The sequence below is a fragment of the Pseudomonas antarctica genome, assembly GCF_900624995.1.
Lineage (GTDB): Bacteria > Pseudomonadota > Gammaproteobacteria > Pseudomonadales > Pseudomonadaceae > Aquipseudomonas > Aquipseudomonas antarctica.
This window is the reverse complement of record NZ_UYXQ01000016.1, coordinates 1-22,218: the sequence shown is the minus strand read 5'-3', so window position 1 is coordinate 22,218 and position 22,218 is coordinate 1. Positions and strand designations below refer to the sequence as shown.

Annotated in this window: 26 protein-coding genes and 2 pseudogenes; 8 read left to right on the top strand and 20 right to left on the bottom strand. The window is 61.7% G+C overall.

What is annotated here, in order from left to right:
• Positions 1 to 237 precede the first annotated feature (237 nt).
• Complete coding sequence (locus E0F99_RS12325; RefSeq protein WP_083359396.1) at positions 238 to 1,356, bottom strand: cytochrome P450; 1,119 nt, start codon at positions 1,354 to 1,356, stop codon at positions 238 to 240.
• A 75-nt stretch (positions 1,357 to 1,431) separates the two neighbouring features.
• Between E0F99_RS12325 and E0F99_RS12320 the strand changes: the two genes are divergently transcribed.
• The gene (locus E0F99_RS12320; protein WP_083359397.1) at positions 1,432 to 2,127 is read left to right on the top strand and encodes an ArsR/SmtB family transcription factor; all 696 of its coding nucleotides are present in this window, start codon (positions 1,432 to 1,434) and stop codon (positions 2,125 to 2,127) included.
• A 25-nt stretch (positions 2,128 to 2,152) separates the two neighbouring features.
• Here E0F99_RS12320 and E0F99_RS12315 read toward each other — a convergent pair.
• From E0F99_RS12315 to E0F99_RS12305, 3 genes and pseudogenes are all read right to left on the bottom strand, one after another.
• Positions 2,153 to 2,404 (bottom strand): annotated as a pseudogene (locus E0F99_RS12315) (phosphonate metabolism protein PhnP); the annotation flags it as partial.
• Positions 2,405 to 2,495: 91 nt separating this feature from the next.
• Positions 2,496 to 3,068, bottom strand: a complete 573-nt coding sequence (gene phnN / locus E0F99_RS12310; RefSeq protein ID WP_083359398.1) for a phosphonate metabolism protein/1,5-bisphosphokinase (PRPP-forming) PhnN — start codon at positions 3,066 to 3,068, stop codon at positions 2,496 to 2,498.
• Positions 3,068 to 3,430, bottom strand: a pseudogene (locus E0F99_RS12305) (alpha-D-ribose 1-methylphosphonate 5-triphosphate diphosphatase); the annotation flags it as partial. The pseudogene E0F99_RS12305 and the gene phnN, both read right to left, overlap by 1 nt.
• A gap of 836 nt (positions 3,431 to 4,266) precedes the next feature.
• On the opposite strand from E0F99_RS12305, the gene E0F99_RS31100 reads away from it, so the two are divergent.
• Positions 4,267 to 4,338 carry a hypothetical protein gene (locus E0F99_RS31100; RefSeq protein WP_408003450.1) on the top strand — a complete coding sequence of 24 codons (72 nt, stop codon included), beginning with the start codon at positions 4,267 to 4,269 and terminating at the stop codon, positions 4,336 to 4,338.
• A 258-nt stretch (positions 4,339 to 4,596) separates the two neighbouring features.
• Here the strand turns inward: E0F99_RS31100 and E0F99_RS12300 are convergent, their stop codons facing one another.
• The 10 genes from E0F99_RS12300 to ccmA form a co-directional block, all read right to left on the bottom strand.
• Entirely contained in the window at positions 4,597 to 4,992 is a 396-nt protein-coding gene (locus tag E0F99_RS12300) for a hypothetical protein (protein WP_083359399.1), read from the bottom strand.
• 15 nt (positions 4,993 to 5,007) lie between these two features.
• Positions 5,008 to 6,198, bottom strand: a complete 1,191-nt coding sequence (ccmI, locus tag E0F99_RS12295) for a c-type cytochrome biogenesis protein CcmI (RefSeq protein ID WP_083359400.1) — start codon at positions 6,196 to 6,198, stop codon at positions 5,008 to 5,010.
• On the bottom strand, positions 6,191 to 6,664 hold the full coding sequence (locus tag E0F99_RS12290; RefSeq protein ID WP_012723038.1) for a cytochrome c-type biogenesis protein: 474 nt from the start codon (positions 6,662 to 6,664) through the stop codon (positions 6,191 to 6,193). The genes ccmI and E0F99_RS12290 overlap by 8 nt, the downstream gene beginning before the upstream one ends.
• Positions 6,661 to 7,197, bottom strand: coding sequence for a DsbE family thiol:disulfide interchange protein (locus E0F99_RS12285; RefSeq protein WP_083359401.1), 537 nt, complete (start codon positions 7,195 to 7,197; stop codon positions 6,661 to 6,663). The genes E0F99_RS12290 and E0F99_RS12285 overlap by 4 nt, the downstream gene beginning before the upstream one ends.
• Positions 7,194 to 9,182, bottom strand: a complete 1,989-nt coding sequence (locus tag E0F99_RS12280) for a heme lyase CcmF/NrfE family subunit (protein WP_083359402.1) — start codon at positions 9,180 to 9,182, stop codon at positions 7,194 to 7,196. Before E0F99_RS12280 ends, E0F99_RS12285 begins: the two co-directional genes overlap by 4 nt.
• 3 nt (positions 9,183 to 9,185) lie before the next feature.
• Positions 9,186 to 9,653, bottom strand: coding sequence for a cytochrome c maturation protein CcmE (gene ccmE, locus E0F99_RS12275; protein WP_083359403.1), 468 nt, complete (start codon positions 9,651 to 9,653; stop codon positions 9,186 to 9,188).
• The gene (ccmD, locus tag E0F99_RS12270; RefSeq protein WP_003172771.1) at positions 9,650 to 9,826 is read right to left on the bottom strand and encodes a heme exporter protein CcmD; all 177 of its coding nucleotides are present in this window, start codon (positions 9,824 to 9,826) and stop codon (positions 9,650 to 9,652) included. Before ccmD ends, ccmE begins: the two co-directional genes overlap by 4 nt.
• Positions 9,823 to 10,578 (bottom strand): heme ABC transporter permease, encoded by a 756-nt coding sequence (locus tag E0F99_RS12265; RefSeq protein ID WP_083359404.1) that lies wholly within the window; start codon positions 10,576 to 10,578, stop codon positions 9,823 to 9,825. The genes ccmD and E0F99_RS12265 overlap by 4 nt, the downstream gene beginning before the upstream one ends.
• Positions 10,579 to 10,664: 86 nt before the next feature.
• Positions 10,665 to 11,333, bottom strand: a complete 669-nt coding sequence (gene ccmB, locus E0F99_RS12260) for a heme exporter protein CcmB (protein ID WP_083359405.1) — start codon at positions 11,331 to 11,333, stop codon at positions 10,665 to 10,667.
• Entirely contained in the window at positions 11,330 to 11,965 is a 636-nt protein-coding gene (ccmA, locus tag E0F99_RS12255; RefSeq protein WP_083359406.1) for a cytochrome c biogenesis heme-transporting ATPase CcmA, read from the bottom strand. Before ccmA ends, ccmB begins: the two co-directional genes overlap by 4 nt.
• A gap of 200 nt (positions 11,966 to 12,165) precedes the next feature.
• Between ccmA and fliK the strand changes: the two genes are divergently transcribed.
• Positions 12,166 to 13,755: a flagellar hook-length control protein FliK gene (gene fliK / locus E0F99_RS12250; RefSeq protein ID WP_083359407.1), complete on the top strand. Its 1,590-nt coding sequence runs from the start codon at positions 12,166 to 12,168 to the stop codon at positions 13,753 to 13,755.
• Positions 13,752 to 14,081, top strand: a complete 330-nt coding sequence (locus E0F99_RS12245; protein ID WP_083359408.1) for an EscU/YscU/HrcU family type III secretion system export apparatus switch protein — start codon at positions 13,752 to 13,754, stop codon at positions 14,079 to 14,081. The genes fliK and E0F99_RS12245 overlap by 4 nt, the downstream gene beginning before the upstream one ends.
• A 72-nt stretch (positions 14,082 to 14,153) precedes the next feature.
• Here E0F99_RS12245 and E0F99_RS12240 read toward each other — a convergent pair whose 3' ends face one another.
• A complete protein-coding gene (locus E0F99_RS12240) occupies positions 14,154 to 15,341 on the bottom strand; it encodes a molybdopterin molybdotransferase MoeA (protein WP_083359409.1) in 1,188 nt (395 codons plus the stop codon).
• Positions 15,342 to 15,363: 22 nt separating this feature from the next.
• Positions 15,364 to 15,903 (bottom strand): molybdenum cofactor biosynthesis protein B, encoded by a 540-nt coding sequence (gene moaB, locus E0F99_RS12235; RefSeq protein ID WP_083359410.1) that lies wholly within the window; start codon positions 15,901 to 15,903, stop codon positions 15,364 to 15,366.
• Positions 15,904 to 15,979: 76 nt separating this feature from the next.
• On the opposite strand from moaB, the gene mobA reads away from it, so the two are divergent.
• Both mobA and E0F99_RS12225 read left to right on the top strand, forming a co-directional pair.
• Positions 15,980 to 16,582 carry a molybdenum cofactor guanylyltransferase MobA gene (gene mobA / locus E0F99_RS12230; RefSeq protein ID WP_083359411.1) on the top strand — a complete coding sequence of 201 codons (603 nt, stop codon included), beginning with the start codon at positions 15,980 to 15,982 and terminating at the stop codon, positions 16,580 to 16,582.
• Positions 16,583 to 16,661: 79 nt separating this feature from the next.
• Positions 16,662 to 16,883 (top strand): YgdI/YgdR family lipoprotein, encoded by a 222-nt coding sequence (locus E0F99_RS12225; protein ID WP_083359412.1) that lies wholly within the window; start codon positions 16,662 to 16,664, stop codon positions 16,881 to 16,883.
• 54 nt (positions 16,884 to 16,937) lie between these two features.
• Here the strand turns inward: E0F99_RS12225 and E0F99_RS12220 are convergent, their stop codons facing one another.
• From E0F99_RS12220 to E0F99_RS12210, 3 genes are all read right to left on the bottom strand, one after another.
• Complete coding sequence (locus tag E0F99_RS12220; RefSeq protein ID WP_083360476.1) at positions 16,938 to 17,828, bottom strand: pseudouridine synthase; 891 nt, start codon at positions 17,826 to 17,828, stop codon at positions 16,938 to 16,940.
• A gap of 72 nt (positions 17,829 to 17,900) precedes the next feature.
• Positions 17,901 to 18,236 (bottom strand): transcriptional regulator, encoded by a 336-nt coding sequence (locus tag E0F99_RS12215; protein ID WP_083359413.1) that lies wholly within the window; start codon positions 18,234 to 18,236, stop codon positions 17,901 to 17,903.
• A 74-nt stretch (positions 18,237 to 18,310) separates the two neighbouring features.
• Positions 18,311 to 18,547: a glutaredoxin family protein gene (locus E0F99_RS12210; RefSeq protein WP_083359414.1), complete on the bottom strand. Its 237-nt coding sequence runs from the start codon at positions 18,545 to 18,547 to the stop codon at positions 18,311 to 18,313.
• Positions 18,548 to 18,738: 191 nt separating this feature from the next.
• Between E0F99_RS12210 and E0F99_RS12205 the strand changes: the two genes are divergently transcribed.
• Positions 18,739 to 20,457, top strand: a complete 1,719-nt coding sequence (locus E0F99_RS12205) for a cation:proton antiporter (protein ID WP_083359415.1) — start codon at positions 18,739 to 18,741, stop codon at positions 20,455 to 20,457.
• Here the strand turns inward: E0F99_RS12205 and E0F99_RS12200 are convergent.
• Positions 20,444 to 21,652, bottom strand: a complete 1,209-nt coding sequence (locus E0F99_RS12200; RefSeq protein WP_083359416.1) for an ammonium transporter — start codon at positions 21,650 to 21,652, stop codon at positions 20,444 to 20,446. The genes E0F99_RS12205 and E0F99_RS12200 overlap by 14 nt on opposite strands.
• A gap of 359 nt (positions 21,653 to 22,011) precedes the next feature.
• On the opposite strand from E0F99_RS12200, the gene E0F99_RS12190 reads away from it, so the two are divergent.
• The coding region (locus tag E0F99_RS12190) for a DUF883 domain-containing protein (RefSeq protein WP_130908782.1) at positions 22,012 to 22,218 on the top strand (207 nt) is incomplete at its 3' end.

Sequence of the window (22,218 nt, the reverse complement as noted above, 5' to 3'; positions counted from 1 at the left end):
AACAAAAGGCCATGACCGCGACGCCCTAACTAACCGCGACCTTAAAGTCCCACAGAGAAACACCTAACGCCAACCCGATAGTATTTCACTTTCAAACATTAAGACGCCCGACAACACGCCCATCGCCCGTAAACATAGGCGCAAGAAGAAAGGGGCGCACATAAAAACCTACAATTACACATCAACTTAAACATCGCCCGCACACAAAACCCGACACTTCGTTTTCATATAAAAGCGTCACCGGTTCAGGTCGTCTTGTTGAAACCGCGGGATACGCCCATTCAGCGACGGCCAGTACCCGCACTGACCAGCCCCCGCCCATACACTCGGCTGGCGCAGTAAGGCCAGAAGCGCTTGCGAAGCGATGGCCAACGCGAGTGTTTGGCCAGGGCATTGATGGTTGCCCGCGCCGAAGCTGAAGATTCGCCGATGAGGGCGCTCAAGCACCAAACTGTCCGGGTCAGGGTTCGCCTTGGGGTCCCGATTGGCAGCAGCCAGTAACACCAGGACGGTGTCGCCTTCCTCTAAAACGCTGTGGCCAATCGAGCAGCGTGCGGCCACAAATCGCCGGGTGTTCTGTACCGGCGAATCGTAGCGGGCAACCTCTTCCACCAGCGCTTTCACCGAGGCCGGCACGCGCTGAAGGTATTCAAGCAGGTCGGGCCGCCGAGCCAGTGCTACCAGCGTATTGCCAATCAGCCCGGCAGTCGCCTCGCACGTTTGGGACAGCAAGCCGATCAGGTTGGCGGTCAGTGCGTCCGGGTCGGCCCAGGCACCGCCGATAAGCGTCTTGAGTAAATCTGTCTGCTCAAGCCCACCACTGACCATCTGCCGCAGGTACACAGCAGCCGCGTCGGCATAACGCAATTGCGTTGTGCTGCTCAGCGGCGAAAGGCAAGCGACAAACGTACGTGTCTGATCGGCGACGCTACTTAAACGATCGCCGGGCACGCCCAGCAGAGACCCGACCACCGCGACCGGCAACGTGAACATCCAGTCGTCCAGGTTATGCATGCAAGCACCGAGTTGCTTTACCACCCCGGCAATACGCTGCGCATCCACAGTGGCCAGCGCGGGCTCGACCACGGCCCTCGGGCACCGGTGCGCCACCCCTTCGTTCATGCGCATTAGCTTTGAGAATACCTGCCCCGCCGCACCGCTCGCGATCGCCGCAGGTACCGGCTCGTGCGACGGGCGCACCCGACAGTCGGGATGCATCAACACGGCTTCGACCGCCTTTGCCGTACTGGCGACCCACAGCCCAAGGGAAGCATCGAACCCCAACTGCGCATTGCGTCTCAGGCTTGCGTAGTAAGCGTAAGGATCAGCGTGGGTAGCAGCTTGCAGCGGGGTCATTTGGCACTTCCTGTTCACAAAAGAAGCGTTACTATCGGCTCTCTCACACGGCAACGATTCGCTCAGGAACGAAATATGAACGCCCACGACGATGACGCTGCGCTCTCACAAATAGCGGGAGCGATTGCAGAGCCTGCGCGAACGAAAATGCTCTGTTCGCTGATGGACGGCCACGCGCGTACCAGCACCGAGATGGCGGTGGTTGCCGGCGTGAGCACGTCCACCGCCAGCGCCCACTTGGCCAGGCTAAAGGACGACGGGCTGCTCAAGTTGCACACGCAGGGGCGCCATCGCTACTACAGCTTGGCCGGCCCGCCAGTAGCACACGCCATCGAGGGCTTGATGGTGATCAGCCGCACTGCGAGCAAAACGTTCGTCTCAAAGACACCCAATCGCCTGCAATTCGCCCGCACCTGCTACGACCACATGGCAGGCACCCTCGCGGTACAGCTGCATGACTATTTCATCGGGGCCGGCTGGCTGATGGGCGACGGGGTTTATCAGCTCAGCGTGCCCGGTGAAACAGCGATGATCGAACTGGGCGTCGAGGTGGCTGCACTACGTACGCAACGCCGACGTTTCGCCTGTGCGTGCCTGGACTGGAGCATGCGCCGCCCGCACCTGGCCGGTGCTTTGGGCGCGGCATTTCTGCGGTGTGTTATCCGCCGTGAATGGGTGACCCAGGACCTGGACAGTCGGGCATTGGGGTTAACAGCCAAGGGACGCAAAGCCATCGCAGACCGCTTTGGAATTGAGACCGTGGGGCAATAGAGATCAACATGGGGTTATGCGGTGTTCAAAGAATCCGGCCATCCCACGCCACCGTCACATGCCTGGGCAACGCGCGCTGATGAGTCAACAACCACGCATCCAGCGTATGCCCCACGTGCGTCAGCACGCCCAATTGCGCGCCGGTGTCCTCAATGCTCTGTAACGCCAGCGTCAGGTCATTGTGATTGCGCGGTGCTTGCGGCTGCGGCGGCAGGGTGCAATCCAGCACCAACACATCCAGCGGCTCGTGTTGCAACAGGGCCAACGTGGTCGGCGGCGCAGGCTTGCATCGCTGCGCGCAAGATCGCACGCAACGCACTCGCAGCCATACACCGGAACTTGGCGCGCGTCGCCCGTGCCGAGCAAGGTCAGGCGCAGGCCGAGTGCCCATGGTCAAGGCAGCACAGCAAGCGCTCGACGGTGTGTTCAAGCGGGCCGGAATTGTCCAGCACAAACAACCCCGAACCACTGCCCGCAATCAGCTCAGCGGTGAACCGCGCATTGCGCGCCAGGCGCTCTTCGATATCGGCCAGGGACTCACGCCCACGCGCGACCAAGCGCTGGTGCAACACGGCTTGATCTACCGTCAGCAACAACACCAGCAATGCGGGATAACGCTCGCGCGTCTGTGCCAAATACGCACGAGAGCCATTGACCAGCACGTCGTCTCCCGCCGCCAGCCACGCGTCGATTGCCTTGGGAATGCCATAGGACAACCCATTGGCGTGCCAGCTCAGGGCAAACGCGCCCTCAGCGTCCATCGCGGCGAACTGCTCCGGGCTCACGCCTTGGGCCGCTTCGCCCACCGCCTCGGCCGAACGGGTAATCACGCGGCGCACAATGCGGCAGCCGCGTTCGCCCAAGCGCGGGCGCGCGGCATCCAGCAGGCTGTCCTTGCCCGAACCCGATGGCCCGATGAGATAGATCAACCTGCCTGCCATCAAAACACCCTCTTCGCTTGTCGCCATACTTGTTGCACCACAGGCCGCCCTGCGCGGCGCTTGGCTTGCACCAGGTCGACGCGCAGGCCAATGGCAATTTCACCGCGATCAGTCAGGCCCGCGGCGGCCACATTACCCGAGTGCGACCCACCGCGCACCACGTTCGGCGCGACCATCAAGACTTTCATGTTCAGCGCCTGGCAGCCCTTCGCCGCTTCAAGCGTAGTGGGGAATTTGGCGATGGTCATGCCATAGCGCACCGACGCTTCAACATGCGCCAACGTCGCGTCGTCATGGGAACCTGATATTCCAAGCTCACTCGCCAAACCCGGGCATTTCACCCATGCCAGGTTTCGGTAGCGCTTGCGGACACCTGGACCGCTTTTGCAGAAAATGATGGGGCCATGCGTTTCGATGCTTCTGGCATCCATTGAGCAGCGAACTTACCAATCAATGGCATCCGATTGTTAAGGCCGCGCTAACCACGCGGCTAGAGAGGCTTGGTGCTGACGCACGCTGAACAAGACTTTCCCTACGCCCAGTCATTTAACCGCTCTGCATTATGTGGACCGAGCCGTACGCAGGAGGGCCAAGCCCTGCCGGGTTTCCCATTGCCCGGTCGACCAATCTGCGTACGGCTCACCCTTTTTAAGGCTGCTTTGTGGCGGCTGTGCATGGGAGGCTTCGGCCTGCCGCGTTTCTATGACCGGTCTACCACTCTGTGTACAGCCACCTCCCTATATCTTGTGATAGCTACCAGCAAATGCATGTGAAGATTTGCCCTACACAGATTTCGGGGTGCGTCTGATCAACCTCGCCGTAAACCTTCCCTGGTCGCTGCAAAATCAGCGAACGGGTGTGCAAGCCCGACCTTGATCTGGACGCACAAGCGCCTATAGCGTGTAGCGGGCGCTTTTTTGTTGCCGTTATTTTTGTTATGGCGGCTGTGCGCGGGGCACTTTGGGGTGCGCCGGGTTCCTAGATCCAAGGTCTTCCCCACCTGCGTACAGTCGCCACCCATCATGTGGAAGTGATTGGGAGCGGCTCCATTAAATTCTAGGAGCCTGCTTATGAAAAAGGTCACACCTAACCCCCCCCACCATCCTCCTCGGATGACACCCAACAATCTCCACCCACTATCATCTTCACCGTCCGTCCCGGCCTCAGCACCGAAGAGGCCTTGAGCAATGCCAGCGAGATGCTGGAATCCGCGACCGTGTGTGCGTACGACTGTGCCGAGCATCTGGATGGCTCTGGCCGCAACAGGTGATGGCGGTGGTGCAGATGATTGAGATTGCGCAGTTGTTGGTGGATCAAGCGCTGAAGCGGGAGTGTCCCATCGCTTAATGGCTGAAGCGATCTTCTGCGGGAGCTGGCTTGCCTGCGATGGCGGTGGGTCAGGCAACAAATGTCTGGCTGATAGGCCGCCATCGCGGGCAAGCCCGGCGCCTACATTGGCTTCCCAGGGCTTGAGAGATAGCAGTGCACATCGAAAACAAAAAAGGCGACCTATCCAGGTCGCCTTTTGTCATTGCGCGTACTGCTTGCTCAACCCCGGCGGCACGCCGTGCACGTCGGTCTCTTCCCATGGCCCGTTCGGGCTGATGGAGCGGCCCCAGCCGTTGCTCCAGCGGTAGTAAGTGCGCTGGCGGTAGAAGGTGTCGGGCTGTTCTTCCAGTACATACACCTGCATCTTGCCGTCCCAGTGGCTGGCGGCGCCCGGTGGCGGGGCGAAGGTCGGCGATTTGCTCGGCAGCGCTTTCGGCGACGGGGTTGCCGGGCCGGAAGGCTGGGTGCCCGGCTGGCTCGAGGGGCCCGACGGTGGGATGGTCGGCCCGGTGGGCGCGGGAGGTGGCCGGTGGACCGCACAAGCGCTCAAGCCGAGTACCAGGCTGAGCAAGGTGATGCGTGCGAATGCGGTCATAGGCGTTTCCTCAAGTTACTTGTCCGGACTGTCGATGGTCAGCTTCTGCAAGGCAGTGGTAGTGCTGGCCAAGGGTTGGCTGCGGCCGATCCACTCGCCAGTGGTCGGTTGACCGGCCCGGGATATGCGCGCAACCAGTTGGACTTCTGGGAAGTTCGACAGTTTCAACTGCGGCATCATCGCGTCCGCATCGCCCAGCTCAACGGTAACCGGCAACTGCGCGACAGTGACGCGCTTGGCCGCCAAAGGCGCCGGTGGGCCGGAGACCGCGCGGGCAAAGATGAAGACGCTGTCGGTTGGCAGGGCTTTGGCCTTCACCTCGGCGGACAGGTCTACACGTACTTTCAGAACAGTCTTAGGCGCTTGAGCGACAGTGCCACCGCTCTCCTTGAGTTTTTCCGCTGCGCGATCAATCCCGCCTTGCAGCGCGACACGGGAGTTATCTTGCGCTGGCAATTGCGCCAGCAGGCGGTTCCAGTAGTCGATAGCCTCCTGATAGCGCTGGCCTTCAAAGGCGGCAATACCCAGCAGGCCAAGGCTGGTGACTTCCTTCGGGTCCAGCTTCAAGGCTTCATCGGTCAGCGCCTGTACCTTGGGCGACCACTGCTTGTTGTCGGCAAAGTACTGCGCCTGAGCCCATTGGCCGAGCAGTTCCGGCTGGCGGCCAGCCAGGGCCACGGTGCGTTCGAAGACGTTGGCTGCATCGGCCGAGCGGTCCTGGGCCATGTAGGCGCGGCCAAGGAAGTACAGGCCTTCTGGCGAATCCGGCTGGGCCGCTGCGGCGCGTTCCAGACGCTGGGTCATGTCTTGCATGGACACCGGCGGCTGAGAGAATTCGCGGGTCAGTTCGACCTTGTCGCTGGACCCGTAATGCAGGTACAGCGCAACGCCCAAAATCGGCACGAGAAAAGCCGCCAAGAAAGGCAACGGCTTACCCAAGCGCGATTCGCGAGGTTTTTCCACACCTTCGGTGTCGGCCAACAATTCGCGGGCCGCTTCGGCGCGGCCGGTGTCAAGTTGCGCGGCATTGAGCACGCCTTCATCTTGCTGCACTTGCAACTCGGCCACGCGTTCCTGGTAGAGCGCCACGTTCAGCGCGGTGCGATCCTCTTCACGCTGGGCGCGGCGGCCGCGCAGTACAGGGATTAACAGGAAACTCAGGGCAATCAGGAGCAGCAACCCTGCTGCGAGCCAAAAATCAATCATCAGTCTTGGTGTCCAGCAATTGGTCGAGGCGCTTACGCTCTTCGGGGGATAGTGCGTCGGACCCATCGGTGGGTGCGGCGCGGCGACGGCGGACGATCACGGCCATGACCACCACACCGGCTAACAACAGCCCGGCAGGGCCGAACCAGAGCAGCGCGGTCTTGCCGGTGAGGGCCGGTTTGTAGCGCACAAAATCGCCGTAGCGGTCGACCATGAAGTCGATGATCTGCTGGTTGTCCTTGCCCTCCCCCAACATGCGGAAGATCTCTTTGCGCAAGTCGGCGGCGATGGGCGCGTTGGAGTCGGCGATGTCCTGGTTCTGGCACTTGGGGCAGCGCAGTTCCTTGGTCAGTTCGCGAAAACGCTCGCGGTCACCGTCCTTGGCGAACTCGTAGGTGTCGATGGCGGCGTGGGCCACACCGACCAATCCCAGTGCGAGAACAGCAGCGGCTAACAGACGCTTCATGGCTTGGCCTCATCGACCAGCGCCTGGTACTTGGCGGCCAGTTGCTCGCGCCACACCACTTCGTCGATCACGCCCACGTATTTGTCGCGGATCACGCCCTTGGCATCGATAAAGAAAGTTTCCGGGGCACCGTACACGCCAAGGTTCAAACCGAGGTTGCCGTCTTCATCGCGGATATCCAGCTGATACGGGTTATGGAATTGCGCCAGCCACTTCAAGGCCGCTGCATTATCGTCCTTGTAGTTGATGCCGTAGATCACCACGCCCTTCTCGGCGAGTTTGTTCAGCACCGGGTGTTCGACGCGGCATGAAATGCACCAGGTCGCCCACACGTTGACCAGCGCCGGTTTGCCCAGCAGGTCGGCCTGGGTCAGAGTCTTGTCACCCTGCACCGTCTTCAGGCTGAACGTCGGGAACGGCTTGCCGATCATCGCCGAAGGCAGCTCGGCCGGGTCCAGGTACAAACCGCGATACAAAAACACCGCCACCACCAGAAAGGCCGCCAGCGGCAACACCATCAACCAACGCTTCATGCCGCCGCTCCTGAAAGGCCGAGGGCTTCACGCACCCGGCTCTTGACCTTGACCCGATAACGCCGGTCCAGCGCGGCCAGCAAACCACCCAACCCTGTAAGCAGGCCGCCGAACCAGATCCAGCGCACAAACGGTTTCACATGCACGCGCACGGCCCAGGCGCCGTCGCCCAGCGGTTCACCCAGCGCCACATAGAGGTCGCGGGTGAAACCGGCGTCGATGCCAGCCTCGGTCATCATTGAGTTTTGCACGGTGTACAGGCGTTTTTCCGGGTGCAGCACGGCCACTTCTTTCCCCTTGCGCACGACACGAACGGTGCCTTTGTCTGAGGTGAAGTTCGGCCCTTGGAAGTGCTTGGCACCTTCAAAAATGAAGTGGTAACCGGCCAGGTCCATGGACTCGCCCGGCGCCAGGCGCAGGTCGCGCTCGGCGCTGTTCTGGCTGGAGAGCACCACGCCCAAGGCGCACACGGCGATGCCGATGTGGGCGATCTGCATGCCCCAGTAGCTGCGGGTCAAGGTTGGCAGGCCTTTGATCAGGCCTTTGTGGCGGGTCTTGTCGGCGATATCGCGCACGCCGGCCAGCAATACCCAGGCGGCGAGCAGGAAGGTGGCGAGCACCGCCCAATTGAAGTCGCCGTAGGCAACGCCGGCGATCACTGCCAGGGCCACACTGCCGAGCAGCACCGGCATCAACATGCCCACCAGCCATTTCACCGGGGTGTCTTTCCAGCGCACCAGCATGCCGACCGCCATCACCACCATCAACAGCCCCATCAACGGGATAAACAACGCGTTGAAGTACGGCGGGCCGACGGACAGCTTGGCGCCGCTCAACGCATCCAGCACCAGCGGGTACAAGGTGCCGAGCAGGATCATCGACGCGGCCACCACCAGCACCAGGTTATTGCCCAGCAGCAGGGTTTCCCGCGACCACAGGTTAAAGCCGACGTGGCTCTTGACCACTGGCGCGCGCAGGGCGAACAGGGTGAGTGAGCCGCCGACCACAAACAACAGGAAGATCAGGATGAACACGCCACGCTCAGGGTCGGAAGCGAACGCATGCACCGAGGTCAACACACCCGAACGCACGAGGAAGGTGCCGAGCAGGCTGAGGGAAAATGCGGCGATGGCCAGCAATACCGTCCAGCTTTTGAACACCCCGCGTTTTTCGGTGACCGCCAGCGAGTGAATCAGCGCGGTGCCCACCAGCCAGGGCATGAACGAGGCGTTTTCCACCGGGTCCCAGAACCACCAGCCGCCCCAGCCGAGTTCGTAATAGGCCCACCACGAGCCCAAGGTGATGCCGATACCGAGAAAGGCCCAGGCGACGATGGTCCACGGCCGCGACCAGCGCGCCCAGGCCGCATCGAGGCGCCCGCCGAGCAAGGCGGCGATGGCGAAGGCGAAGGCCACCGAGAAACCGACGTACCCCATGTAGAGCATCGGCGGGTGCACGATCAGGCCGATGTCCTGCAGCAGCGGGTTCAGATCATGCCCGTCCACCGGGATCTGCGGCAGCATGCGGCTGAACGGGTTGGAGGTCATGATCAGGAACAACAGGAAACCGATGCTGATCATGCCCATCACCGCCAGCACCCGCGCCAGCATGACTTGCGGCAGTTGGCGCGAGAACACTGAGACCGCGAAGGTCCAGCCGCCGAGGATCAACGCCCATAGCAGCAAAGAGCCCTCGTGAGCGCCCCACACGGCGCTGAACTTGTAGTACCACGGCAAGGCGCTGTTGGAGTTGTTGGCGACATAGGCGACGGAAAAATCGTCGGTCATGAAAGCGTAGGTCAGGCAACCAAACGCGAACAGCAGGAACGCAAACTGGCCCCAGGCGGCCGGCTGCGCCAGGCTCATCCACAGGCGGTCGCCGCGCCAGGCGCCAAGCAACGGCACCACGGCCTGGACGACGGCAAAGCACAGGGCGAGGATCATCGCCAACTGGCCCAACTCCGGAATAAACAGTGCGGACGTCATGGCTTAGCCCTCCTTGGCAGGTTGTGAAGTTGCGCTCGGGGCGGATTGGCCGCTGTCTTTCAAGGCCTTGGTGACTTCCGGCGGCATGTATTTCTCATCGTGCTTGGCCAGCACTTCATCGGCGACCACGACGCCGTCGGCGTTGAGCTTGCCCAGGGCAACGATGCCCTGGCCTTCGCGGAACAGGTCCGGGAGGATGCCGCGATAGGTGATGGTCACGGCCTTGTTGAAGTCGGTGACCACGAAGGTCACATCCAGCGAATCACCGGAGCGCTTGAGCGAGCCCTTCTCCACCATGCCACCGGCGCGGATGCGTGTGTCGACGGGCGCTTCGCCATTGGCGATCTGAGTCGGGGTGTAGAACAGGTTGATGTTCTCCCGCAGGGCGCTCATCGCCAGGCCCACGGCAATACTCACACCTGCCAGGATGGCCAGGATGATCAACAGACGCTTTCTACGCAGCGGATTCACTTTTCGGTCTCCCGGCGCAAACGACGCGCCTCTTGTTGCAGGTAACGCTTGCGGGCCAGGATCGGCGCGGCGACGTTGAGGGCCAGCACTGCCAGGCAGATGCCATAGGCCGTCCAGACATACAGGCCATGATGGCCCATGGCGAGAAAATCACTGAAAGAAGCAAAACTCATCCACGCGCTCCCAGGCAGGTTTGCACTTGGGCCTTGACCCAACTGGCGCGGGCTTCACGCTTGAGCACTTCCAGGCGCATGCGCATCAGCAGCACGGCGCCGAAGAAACAGTAGAAACCCAGCACCATCAGCAGCAGCGGCGCCCACATTTCCACGGGCATGGCCGGCTTTTCGGTGAGGGTGAAGGTGGCGCCCTGGTGCAGGGTGTTCCACCACTCCACCGAGTACTTGATGATGGGGATATTGATCACACCGACGATGGCCAGTACCGCGCAGGCTTTGGCGGCGCTGTCGCGGTTGCTGATGGCATTGCCCAGGGCGATCAGGCCGAAGTACAGGAACAGCAGGATCAGCATCGACGTGAGGCGTGCATCCCACACCCACCACGAGCCCCAGGTCGGTTTGCCCCAGATCGCGCCGGTGACCAGCGCCACGGCGGTCATCCACGCGCCGATGGGCGCGGCGCATTGCAGGGCCACGTCGGCCAGCTTCATCTTCCACACCAGCCCGACCACGCCGCACACGGCCAGCATCACGTAGCAGGACTGCGCCAGCATCGCCGCAGGCACGTGGATATAGATGATGCGAAAGCTGTTGCCTTGCTGGTAGTCCGGCGGCGCGAAGGCCAGCCCCCAGACCAGGCCGATGCCGATCAGCAACGCGGCGGCGACGCTCAACCACGGCAGCAGCTTGCCGCTGATGCCGTAAAACCATTTGGGCGAGCCGAGCTTGTGAAACCAGGTCCAGTTCATTGCTGTTTCCATCACGGTGGCCTCTTGTCTTGGCAAGAAGCTCTCAGGGTCTTTACTGGCCAGGGTTACCCCTTAACCAGACCTCATTATTCGCCGACGCTGATCTTCAGGCCAGCCGCTATAGCAAAGGGTGTCAGGGTTACCGCCAGGGCGGTCAGGCTGCCAAGCCACAGCAGGTAACCGGTCGCCGGCATGCCCATGAGTGCGGCCTGCATAGCGCCGCTGCCCAGGATCAACACCGGGATATACAAAGGCAGAATCAGCAGGGCCAGCAACAGGCCGCCCCGCTTCAAACCGACGGTCAACGCTGCGCCCACCGCCCCCAACATGCTGAGCACCGGCGTACCGAGCAACAAGGACAACAGCAATACTGGCAGGCATTCGACGGGCAAGCCCAGCATCATCGCCAGCAGCGGTGAGAGCAAGACTAGCGCCAAGCCGGAAAAAGCCCAGTGTGCCAGTACCTTGGCCAGTACCAGAAGTGGCAAAGGGTGCGACGAAAGGACCCACTGCTCCAGGGAACCGTCTTCAAAATCACTGCGAAACAGCCCGTCCAGCGAGAGCAGGACGGATAAAAGCGCGGCCACCCACACCAGCCCAGGGGACAAGGTTTGCAACAGTTTAGTCTCGGGACCGACCGCCAGCGGGAACAGCGCAATGACAATGGCGAAGAACACCAGCGGATTGGCCAATTCAGCCGGGCGACGGCACAACAAGCGCGCTTCACGGGCGACCAACAGGGCGAACACACTCATACCGACCACCGGCCCAAGTCCAGGTCGCGGTAACCGGCAGGCATGCGCGTCAGGGTGTGGTGAGTCGTGAGCACAACCAAACCGCCCTGCTCGCAGTGCCGGGCAAGGTGCTCTTCGAGTTGGGCGACACCTTGTTTGTCGAGGGCGGTGAAGGGTTCGTCGAGAATCCACAAAGGCGGGCCGGGCAAGTACAAACGCGCCAGGGCCACGCGGCGCTGTTGGCCGGCGGACAGCGTGTGGCACGGCACGTCTTCGAAACCCTTGAGGCCGACAGCCGCCAGGGCTTGCCAGATGGCGTCGCGGGAAGCCGGTTGATGCAGGGCGCTGAGCCAACTGAGGTTTTCTTCCGGCGTGAGCACGTCCTTGATACCGGCGGCGTGGCCGATCCAGACAAGGTTGCGGGCCAACTCCGTGCGTTGTTCGTTGAGCGGCTTGCCGCTCAGTCGCACCTCACCGGCCGTCGGCTGCATCAAACCGGCCAGCAGGCGCAGCAAACTGGTCTTGCCGCTGCCGTTCGGGCCGCTGATTTGCACCATGTCGCCGCCCGTCAGACGCAGTTCGAGGTGTTCGAACAGCAGTCGCAGGTCGCGTTCACAGGCAAGCGCTACGGCTTCAAGAAGAGGGCTGGTCAAGAGATCGCGGGCCTTTACGGTTCAAGTCGGCGGTGCAGCGGCCGTTATAGAGAGATGCACAATAACGGCTTTGGCGACCGATTTTAGAGAGCTGGATCAAATAGTTGTGAGGTTTTTACCGCTCTCTTTGCAGACGGGCGGCATTATACATGTGATGCCCTACTCTAAAGAGGGCAATTTCCCCAGAGACGACGCGCACGATGACCGGTGAGATCAACCTTCCTACGCTGCCTCCAGCCCCGGTGCCCGCGCCCGCGCCCGCGCCTACCCCGCTGCCGCCGAGCGGTGAGTTGCTGAAACTGCTGGAACCGCAGACCGGACTGATCGACCCAGGAAAAACCGCCAACGCTGAGGTGATCGCGCTTAAACAAGGCGGCGATGCCTTTCAGCTGTTGCTGAAGTTGACCCTCGAAGGCGGCCGCCAGACCCTGGTACAAGCCAGCAGCGCCCAGCCTTTGCCGTTAGGCAGTAACGTGGCAGTGAGCCAGACCCCGGCCGGTAACCTGACCATCACCTTGCAGCAAGCCTTGAGCGCCAATGTGGCCGCCCTCACCCGCATCGATACCACGCAAATCCCGGTGGGCACGCTGTTGCAAGCCAAGGTGCTGACCACCCAAATGCTGCCGCAGGGCACCACGCAACCGGCCATCTACCGCTCGCTGGTTACCGTGCTCAATAACGCCCTCGCCGGTGCCACGCTGACGTTGGAAAGCCCGCAGCCGCTGCGGGTCGCCAGCTTGCTCAGCGCCGTAGTGCAGAACGCGCAGACCTTGAACTTCGTGCCGTTGAGCGGGCTCAAGGATCAGTTGGCCGTCACACAACAGCTATCGACTCAGCAAAGCCGCCAGGGCTCGCTGGATGCGGTCTTCACGGCCCTGCAAAACCTGCCCCGTGGCGACAGCACCTCAGCCGACCTGCGCGCGGCTGCCGAGCGTTTACTCGCGGCCTTGCCCGACCTCGCCCAAGTCAGCAACCCCAAGGTGTTGGCGCAAGTGATACAGAACAGCGGTGCCTTTTTAGAAGCTAAATTACTTGCCGGGCAAAACCCGCAAATCCCGCCACTGGACATGAAGGGCGCGCTGTTGCGCCTGGTCGCCGACCTGCTGCCGGCGCTGCCCGCCAGCACTAATCTGAATGCGATCCTGGCCGCCAATACACTGGCCCAGGTGTTACCCAACTTTGTGCGCAGCCCGCTGAACACGCTCGGCCAGGTGAGCGCCAAGCAGATACCCGCCGGTTTCCCGCTGCCGGAGCGGCTGATGGCGAAATTGGAAGGCGAAGGTGACCTGCAAAACCTGCTGCGCCTGGCCGCCGGGGCGATTTCGCGCCTGCAGAGCCACCAGCTGTCGAGCCTGGAACAGACCGGCACCACCGCCGATGGCCGTCTGCAAACCACCTGGCAGCTGGAAATCCCCATGCGCACCCTGCAGGACATCGTGCCGTTGCAGGTCAAGTTCCAACGCGAAGAACCGGCCCCGGATAAAGATCAGCCCGAGCGCAAAGACAAGAAAGACCCCAAGCAGATGCTCTGGCGCGTCGAGCTGGCGTTCGACATGGAGCCGCTGGGGCCACTGCAGGTTCAGGCGCAACTGACACAGGGCAAACTGTCCAGCCAGCTATGGGCGACTCGGCCGTTTACTGCCAGTTTGATCGAAAGCCATCTGGGCAGCTTGCGTGAACGTCTGGTGACTTCGGGCCTCAACGTCGGCGACCTGGATTGCCACCTCGGCACCCCACCGCGCGGGCCAAGAACCGGCCTGGAACAACGCTGGGTGGATGAAACCGCATGAAAAACCCAACGCCACCGCGCCAGGCGATTGCGCTCAAGTACGATGGCCAGCAAGCGCCGACCCTGACGGCCAAGGGCGACGATGCCCTGGCTGAAGCCATCCTGAAGCTGGCGCGGGAAAATGAAGTGCCGATCTATGAAAATGCCGAGCTGGTTAAGCTGCTGGCACGTATGGAACTGGGGGACAGTATCCCGGAGGAGTTGTACCGCACAGTGGCGCAAATTATTGCCTTTGCGTGGACACTCAAGGGCAAGTTCCCGATCGGGTATGACCCGGATGCGGGGCCGGTGGAACGGGATGTGACCGAGCGTGGGGACGATTACTAACGGCTCGACCTCGTCCCCCTTGTGGCGAGCGGGCTCGCCACAGCAAGCGCTCCCACATTTAGATCTCTACTGTCAGTTCAGGACTTCACTGAGCGGAATGAAATTGACCCGATCCCCGATCTCCAGCGTCGTGCCTTCCAGCACCTCCACAAACCCTTCCGCCCACGCTGCACTGCGCAGCACGCCGGAACTCTGGTTGCGGTAGATGATCGCCCTGCCCTGCTCGATCCGCCCGCGCAGGTACTCGCGGCGGTTGCCCGGTTTGGGCCAGACGAACCCCACCGGCACTTCGAAACGCAGCGGCTCCACGTCGTGCACACCTTGGCGACGCAGCAGATACGGGCGGGCCAGCAGCGCAAACGTCACCAGCGTCGAGGCCGGGTTGCCGGGCAAGCCGATCACCGGCACACCCCGAAAATGGCCGAAGGTCAGCGGTTTACCCGGTTTGATCGCCAGCTTCCACAGGGCCAACTCGCCCTCTTCACGCAGGGCGATGCCGAGGAAATCCGCCTCGCCCACCGAGACACCGCCAGTCGAAAGGATCAGGTCGACGTTGCCCAAGTCCGCCAGGCGTTTGCGGGTCTTTTCCAGGTCGTCCGGCAAAATCCCGGCATCGATCACTTCGCAGCCCATGCGTGCAAGCCAACTGCACAGCACACGGCGGTTGCTGTTGTAGATCTGCCCCGGGCCCAGTGGCAAGCCGGGTTCGATCAGTTCGTCACCCGTGGACAGCACGGCCACGCGCACGCGGCGTACGACGCTCAAGCGATCGCGGCCAAGCGACGCGGCCAGGCCCAGTTCAATCGGGCTCAGGCGGGTGCCGGCGGTCAACACCTCCTCGCCGACCGTAGTTTCCTGGCCTTGCGGGCGGATGTTCTGGCCAACTTTCAAGGGCTCGGTAAAGCTCACGCGTTCGTCGGTGTGAACCCTGGCGTTTTCCTGCATTTCGACACAGTCCGCGCCTTCGGGCACCGGCGCGCCGGTAAAGATTCGCGCACAGCTGCCGGCGGCCAACGGCTGCGGCGCTTGGCCGGCGAAGATGCGCTGGCTGACCGGCAAGGGCTCGCCGGTCCAGTCCGAGAGGCGCAGCGCGTAACCGTCCATGGCGCTGTTCGGCCAGGGCGGCAGGTCGAGCGTGGAGATCAGGTCTTGCGCCAGCACACGGCCATCGCACTCACCCAGAGGCAGCACTTCCTGCTCACGGATAGGCACCGCTTCGGCCATGTCCAGCAGTTGGCGCAGCGCGTCTTCCACCGGCATCAATGTGCCGCTCCTGCCAGGCTTATCCACGGGATACGCAGGGTTCGGCCTGCTTTAAGTGAGGGACGAAGTTACACGGGCGGTGGCGGTTATCCAGTTGCTCGGCGAGGATGCCATCCCAGCCGGTGCGCACTGCGTTAGTCGAGCCCGGCAGGCAGCACACCAGCGTGCCATTGGCCAGCCCGGCCAGGGCGCGTGATTGCACGGTGGAGGTGCCGATGTCGGCCACGGAAATCTGGCGGAACAGTTCGCCAAAGCCATCAACCTGTTTGTCCAGCAGGCAGCTCACCGCTTCGGGCGTGCTGTCGCGGCCGGTGAAGCCGGTGCCGCCGGTGATCAGCACCACTTGCACCACGTCTTCGGCGATCCAGTGGGCGACCTGGGCGCGAATTTTGTAAAGGTCGTCCTTGAGCAGCACGCGCTCGGCCAGGGTGTGGCCGGCAGCGGTCAGGCGGTCGACGAAGACCTGGCCCGAGGTATCAGTGTCCAGGGTGCGGGTGTCGCTGACGGTCAGTACAGCAATATTCAGGGGTACAAAGGGCGCATCAGCCTTGGCGTTCATGGCTCGGTCCGGTTGTCGAAGGAACAGCCCGATGTTATATCACAGGGCCCTATTTACCTGCCGCAGCGGAACCGCCATGCCCCTCGATTTTTCGCCCCTGCCCTGTTCGATATTGCTGCTGGCCGGTGGCCGTGGCCACCGCATGGGCGGCCAAGACAAAGGCCTGCTGCCTTGGCGCGGCCAGCCACTGATTGCGCATTTGCAGTGCCTGACCCGACCGCTGACGGATGACTTGATCATCTCGTGTAACCGCAACCATGACCTGTACGCACCCTACGCCGACCAGTTGGTGAGTGACGACAGCCCGGACTTCCCCGGCCCACTGGCCGGCATCCGCGCCGGATTGGCCGCCGCGCGTCATGCGCATTTGCTGATACTGCCGTGCGACGTGCCGAACATCGACGTGAGACTGCTCACCGACCTGCGTGAGACTGCGCACCGCAATCCGCGGCTGCCGGTGATGGTGCGCCAGGGTGAATTCTGGGAACCCTTGATCTGTATCATCCCCACGCACCTGAAAACCGAGGTAGAACGGGCCTGGGACGCCGGTGAACGCAGCCCGCGCAAGATCCTGCTGCAACTCGGTGGGATGGGCCTGCAATGCCCGCCCGAAGACCCGCGCCTGGCCAACCTGAATACGCCGCAGCTGTTGCACCCAGGGTTCGGCGTGTCAGAATGAACCTCGCATAAGGAACTTTGTCGACGCCGCGCGCGTCACACGGTCAGCAATTTAAAAGAATTCTCTCGGAGACACACTCATGACTCAACGGACCATCGCCGCTCTCATGCTTGCACTGGGCCTCGCTACTCTCGCCGGTTGCGCTTCGCCTACAGTGATCACCCTGAATGACGGTCGCGAAATCCAGGCCGTCGACACCCCTACATACGACAAGGCTTCGGGCTTCTATGAGTTCGAGCAACTGGACGGTAAACAGACCCGTATCAACAAGGATCAGGTTCGTACCGTTAAAGACCTGTAAGCCTTAGCGTTACCAACAAGGCCCGCCGCGTGCGGGCCTTGTCGTTTCCGGGGTTTACCAGTCGAGGGTGATGCGGCTGCGAAAATCGCGTTGTTCGCCCGTGACCGGGTCGATAAAGCGCACGCCCTGGGCCAGCAGCTTAAGCGGGTTGGCGTAGTCGTCCTCGGCCTCCCTGATCACGTCGGGGTAGAACGGGTCATTGCAGATACTCGCGCCCAGCGCGGTCATGTGCACACGCAACTGGTGCTTCTTGCCGGTCACGGGAAACAGGCCATAGCGCCACAAGTCGCCATTTTGTTCGCGCACCTCCACAGCCGTTTCGGTGTTGCTGGCACCCGGCCCTTCCTGCATACGAAAGAACGGTTCGCCATCCACCAAGCGGCTTTTGTGCACGAGGGGGAAGGTCAGGTTCGGCAAGGCTGGGGCGATGGCTTCGTAGAATTTGTCGATGCGACGCGTAGGGAACAGCTGTTGATACGCCGAACGGCTGTGCGGGTTGGCGGAGAACAGCACCAGCCCTGCGGTGTGCCGGTCGATACGGTGCAAGGGCACCAAAGAAGGGTTATCCAGGCGACGGATCAAACGGCGCAGCAGGGTCTGCTCGACGTATTCACCGGCTGGGGTCACCGGCAGGAAGTGCGGTTTATCGGCTACCACCAGATGCTCGTCAGCGTACAGGATGGTTTCCTGAACCGGGATCACCTTTTCATTCGGCACTTCGCGGAAGTAGTAGATGCACAGACCTTCCTTGTAGGCCAGGTTCAGGTTGATCGGCGTGCCGTTAATATCGAGCACCCGGCTGCGGGCGATGCGATCCAGCCACTGTTCACGGCTGATCGCCGGGAAGTGCTCGCACAGGCACTCCAGCACCGTCGCCCAAGGGCCAGGTGGCAAATACAACGTGCTGGCTTGATGCTGGGATGCGCAAAAACCGGAAGATGACATGACAATGCTCGAAGCCTGGAGAATCAGGCGGGCATTATCCCGCATGGAGCGCGATGGAGCCTAGGGCGGATCTCAGGCCTTGGCCAATTGCGCGCGCAGGACCGGCGAGGCGCTGGCGGCGTCGGTGAATTCCTTGAGCCAACGCAGCACGTCCACCGCTTCCCAGCGGCCGGGATCGTAAAGCGCGTACAGCAAGCCCTGATAACCCACCACATCCAGCTGCTTGTGATAACCGGCGCGCTGGAACAACGCCTCGATCTCGGCAAAGCAGGTGTTGAAATGCACTTTGTTAAATGGCGTCTTGCCTTCCGTGACCAGGCCATCGAGGCGCAGCTCGTTCACCGCGTCGCGCACGACGTCGGCGGACATGCGATTGACGCTGCTTTTCAGTTGTTCAACATTCACCACGGGCGTTCCCTCTATTCCATCACTGTACAAGCATACAGTAACGTAATATTTGGAAACCCACCACCGGAGAAAACTTAAGAAAGGAAGGCAACAATCTGTCCAGTGTCGAATGGCCAGTCCAGTTCTGCCCCGGTATCCACCCGGCGAAGCACCGGAATCCGCAGGCCGTAGGCTTCGGTCAGATCATCGGGGTCGGTGATATCCACCAGTTCTACCATCAACCCATGTTCGACGAGTGGCATGACTTCGACTTCGGCGATCTCACAAAGATGGCAACCCAGGGTGCCGAATAACTGGCATTCAGGAAGCATGGCGAATGGGCCTGATCAGAAAGTAGGACTTTATTCTATGCCCAGCGAATACCTGTGGCGAGCGGGCTTGCCCCGCTTGCCACCACAAGCCCACTTAACCCACACACCCCCTGACACAGATCAGCATGACCTCTAACTGATTCAGCGATTCTCACACCTTTTTGTCCGTTCAACCTGCAAGGAAGCTGCTCGTGTTCGCCAACCTGCTGATCATTCTGGCCTCATCCCTGGTGGTGATTGCGCTGTTTCGCCGGCTGCAATTACCGCCCGTGCTGGGCTACCTGTGCGTGGGCCTGGCTGTGGGGCCCACCGCACTGGACTGGGTGAATGACAGCGAAGACCTGCCCGACCTCGCCGAACTGGGGGTGGTGTTCCTGCTGTTTTCCCTCGGGTTGGAATTTTCCCTGACCAAAATGCTCGCGCTGCGCAGCGTAGTGTTTGGCCTGGGCAGTTTGCAGGTACTCGGTTGCGGGGTGTTGTTGGGCGGCGTGCTGATGGGCTTCGGCCTGGCACCTGGCGTCGCGCTGTTGCTCGGCGCGGGCTTGGCCCTGTCCTCCACCGCCATCGTCAGTAAGGAATTGACCAGCCTCGGGGAAATCTTCAGCAGCCATGGCCAGAACGCGATTGGCGTGTTGCTGTTCCAGGACGTGGTGGCGGTGTTACTGCTGACCTTGGTGCCGGTGTTTGCCGGTAGCAGCGAGCAAGCCTGGTATTGGGCGTTGCCGCTGACCCTGGGCAAAACCGTGTTGTTGTTCGTCGGCCTGCTATTGGCCAGCCGCTGGTTACTGCCCCGCCTGTTCCATGAAGTCGCCGCGTCCCATTCGGCGGAGCTGTTTGTGCTGTTGGCGCTGGTGATCGTCTTGCTCACCGCCTGGCTCACGCATTTGCTGGGCCTTTCCCCTGCGCTCGGCGCTTTTCTGGCCGGCATGCTGTTGGGGGAAAGCCACTACCGACATCAGATCGAGGCGGATATCCGGCCGTTTCGCGACATTCTGCTGGGGCTGTTTTTCGTCAGCATCGGCATGCTTATCGACCTGCAGTTATTCATCAACCACAGCCTGTTGATCCTCGGCCTGACCCTCGCACTGATGCTGATCAAAGGCTGCGTCGTGGCGGCCCTGGTCAAGTTGCGCGGCAGTGACAGTGAGACCGCATGGCGCAGCGGCCTGGCCTTGGCGCAAGGGGGCGAGTTCTGTTTTGCGCTGATGGCGCAGATGCAACAGAGCCGGCTGATCCCGGATGAATTTAATGGGTTGCTGCTTGCCGCCACTTTCTGCTCGATGCTGCTGACCCCGCTGTTACTGCGCGCGGCCCCCACGCTTGCCCTGCGCCTGCACCGCAAGCCCAATCAGCAGGTGCAGTTGGAAGAAATCACCGCACTCAATGCCGAGTTACGCGGCCACACCGTGATTTGCGGGTACGGCCGGGTCGGGCAGTCCATCGGTCGATTTATACGCCAGGAACAACAGGCGTTTATCGCCTTGGACGACGACCCCGAGCGTGTGAAAGAAGCCGCCACCGAAGACAGCAGCGTGCATTATGGCGACTGCCGCCGTGGCGCCCTGCTCAGTGCGGTCGGCCTGGAACGTGCTCGGTTGGTCGTGATCGCGGTGGACAACTCGGATGTGGCGCTGGCGGTGTTGAAGGAAGCACGCAGCATTAACCCGCACGTGCCGATCCTGGTGCGCACCCGCGATGACAGCCAACTGGCTGAGCTGAAAGCGGCAGGCGCCAGCGAGGTGGTGCCTGAGCTGCTGGAGTCGAGCTTGATGCTCGCCTCCCACGCCTTGATCCTGCTGGGCCTGGCGGAGCAACAGGTGCAGGCACGGGTGGACGAGGTTCGGCATAACCGCTATCGGCTGCTGCACGGCTTCTACCCCGAAAGAGAGGCACCGATTAATCCTGACTGACCGAGCCAATCTTGTGGATCGACAGGTCCGCGCCGTAGTACTCCTGCTCCTGGCTCAGGCGCAGCCCGTGCACGCGCTTAATTACGCCATACACCAGCAGTCCGCCGAGCAGCGCTACCACCACGCCAAAGGCGGTGCCGATCAACTGGCTGATCAGGCTTACGCCACCCAGGCCGCCGAGGGCGGTTTGGCCAAAGATGCCGCATGCGATGCCGCCCCATACGCCGCACAGGCCGTGCAACGGCCACACACCCAGCACGTCGTCGATCTTCCAGCGAGCCTGGGCCGCGATGAAGCACCCCACAAACAGACCGCCGGCGACCGCACCGGTGACCAGCGCGCCCACGGGGTGCATCAGGTCGGAACCGGCGCAAATCGCCACCAGCCCGGCGAGCGGGCCGTTATGCAAAAAACCCGGGTCATTGCGGCCGATCACCAACGCGGCGACCGTGCCGCCGACCATCGCCATCAGCGAGTTGACCGCCACCAGCCCACTGACGCCGTTGAGCGTTTGTGCACTCATCACGTTAAAGCCGAACCAGCCGACAATCAGGATCCACGAGCCCAGCGCCAAAAACGGAATGCTTGACGGTGCGAAGGCCACCAGCCGCCCTTCGCGGTATCGCCCGTTACGCGGCCCCAGCAGCAACACGGCCGCCAGCGCCAGCCAGCCGCCCATGGCGTGCACCACCACGGAACCGGCAAAGTCATGGAAACTGGCGCCAAAGGTCGCGAGTAGCCAGGCTTGCAGGCCGAAGTTGCCGTTCCAGACGATGCCTTCAAAAAACGGATAGATAAACGCCACGATCAGCGCGGTGGCGCACAGTTGCGGGGCAAACTTTGCCCGTTCGGCAATGCCCCCGGAAATGATCGCCGGAATGGCCGCCGCAAACGTCAGCAGGAAAAAGAACTTCACCAGGCCGTAGCCATGATCGGCACTGAGCACCGCGGCCGGTTGCATGAAGCTCACGCCGTAGGCGATCCAGTAGCCTATAAAGAAATAGGCCAGGGTGGAGATGACAAAGTCGCTGAGGATCTTCGACAAGGCATTCACTTGGTTTTTCTGGCGCACAGTGCCGACTTCCAGGAACGCGAAGCCGGCGTGCATGGCCAGGACCATGACCGCACCGATCAAGATGAACAGGGTGTTGGAGCTGTGGACGAGGGTGTCCACTGCACTTTGCAAATTTTCCATGGAGGTTGGCAGGCCTGCAAATAAGGCAAAAAGCACCAAAGCGGTTCAAGCCAGGGGTTCGCGCACTAATTTGGCACCACCGGCCCCGCCCCTCTTCAGAAGGCGTGAACCGCTTTAGCGCAGCGATCAACACAACAGGCCGTTGCCGACAGGGTTTTTCCGCGAGTTTCAGTTATTTAGGGTAAGGTTTTTAAAGGCATTCGCCCTGACCGCCCGGATTCAGCGCAGGCCCCAGGGCAGGCGCACCAAGGCAAAGCAAAAGCTGTACCAGACAATTGCAGTGAACCTTCACCGATACCGGTGACTCGAAAACTAACCTAACTAAAATATGTACAGATCAGCCAATCACGGAGATAACCATGGCCAGAAGAACTGCAAAGACTGCTCAAGAAATACTGATGGCGGATTTCCAAACCCTGGTCAGTGACACCGAAAAGTTGCTGGACGACACCGCCGTATTGGCCGGTGATCAGGCCGATGACCTGCGCACCAAGAACCCCGACCGCCTGCTCAAGGCCCTTGAAAACCCGCAACTAACCGAAGACCCACTTGCCGCACGCGGCCAC

What these genes read in the sequence shown, in the direction of transcription:
- E0F99_RS12325 (WP_083359396.1), bottom strand. Translation starts at nt 1,356, where the DNA reads ATGACCCCGCTGCAAGCTGCTACCCACGCTGATCCTTACGCTTACTAC.
- E0F99_RS12320 (WP_083359397.1), top strand. Translation starts at nt 1,432, where the DNA reads ATGAACGCCCACGACGATGACGCTGCGCTCTCACAAATAGCGGGAGCG.
- phnN (WP_083359398.1), bottom strand. Translation starts at nt 3,068, where the DNA reads ATGGCAGGCAGGTTGATCTATCTCATCGGGCCATCGGGTTCGGGCAAG.
- E0F99_RS12300 (WP_083359399.1), bottom strand. Translation starts at nt 4,992, where the DNA reads ATGACCGCATTCGCACGCATCACCTTGCTCAGCCTGGTACTCGGCTTG.
- ccmI (WP_083359400.1), bottom strand. Translation starts at nt 6,198, where the DNA reads ATGATTGATTTTTGGCTCGCAGCAGGGTTGCTGCTCCTGATTGCCCTG.
- E0F99_RS12290 (WP_012723038.1), bottom strand. Translation starts at nt 6,664, where the DNA reads ATGAAGCGTCTGTTAGCCGCTGCTGTTCTCGCACTGGGATTGGTCGGT.
- E0F99_RS12285 (WP_083359401.1), bottom strand. Translation starts at nt 7,197, where the DNA reads ATGAAGCGTTGGTTGATGGTGTTGCCGCTGGCGGCCTTTCTGGTGGTG.
- E0F99_RS12280 (WP_083359402.1), bottom strand. Translation starts at nt 9,182, where the DNA reads ATGACGTCCGCACTGTTTATTCCGGAGTTGGGCCAGTTGGCGATGATC.
- ccmD (WP_003172771.1), bottom strand. Translation starts at nt 9,826, where the DNA reads ATGAGTTTTGCTTCTTTCAGTGATTTTCTCGCCATGGGCCATCATGGC.
- E0F99_RS12265 (WP_083359404.1), bottom strand. Translation starts at nt 10,578, where the DNA reads ATGAACTGGACCTGGTTTCACAAGCTCGGCTCGCCCAAATGGTTTTAC.
- ccmB (WP_083359405.1), bottom strand. Translation starts at nt 11,333, where the DNA reads ATGAGTGTGTTCGCCCTGTTGGTCGCCCGTGAAGCGCGCTTGTTGTGC.
- fliK (WP_083359407.1), top strand. Translation starts at nt 12,166, where the DNA reads ATGACCGGTGAGATCAACCTTCCTACGCTGCCTCCAGCCCCGGTGCCC.
- E0F99_RS12245 (WP_083359408.1), top strand. Translation starts at nt 13,752, where the DNA reads ATGAAAAACCCAACGCCACCGCGCCAGGCGATTGCGCTCAAGTACGAT.
- E0F99_RS12240 (WP_083359409.1), bottom strand. Translation starts at nt 15,341, where the DNA reads ATGCCGGTGGAAGACGCGCTGCGCCAACTGCTGGACATGGCCGAAGCG.
- moaB (WP_083359410.1), bottom strand. Translation starts at nt 15,903, where the DNA reads ATGAACGCCAAGGCTGATGCGCCCTTTGTACCCCTGAATATTGCTGTA.
- mobA (WP_083359411.1), top strand. Translation starts at nt 15,980, where the DNA reads ATGCCCCTCGATTTTTCGCCCCTGCCCTGTTCGATATTGCTGCTGGCC.
- E0F99_RS12225 (WP_083359412.1), top strand. Translation starts at nt 16,662, where the DNA reads ATGACTCAACGGACCATCGCCGCTCTCATGCTTGCACTGGGCCTCGCT.
- E0F99_RS12220 (WP_083360476.1), bottom strand. Translation starts at nt 17,828, where the DNA reads ATGTCATCTTCCGGTTTTTGCGCATCCCAGCATCAAGCCAGCACGTTG.
- E0F99_RS12210 (WP_083359414.1), bottom strand. Translation starts at nt 18,547, where the DNA reads ATGCTTCCTGAATGCCAGTTATTCGGCACCCTGGGTTGCCATCTTTGT.
- E0F99_RS12200 (WP_083359416.1), bottom strand. Translation starts at nt 21,652, where the DNA reads ATGGAAAATTTGCAAAGTGCAGTGGACACCCTCGTCCACAGCTCCAAC.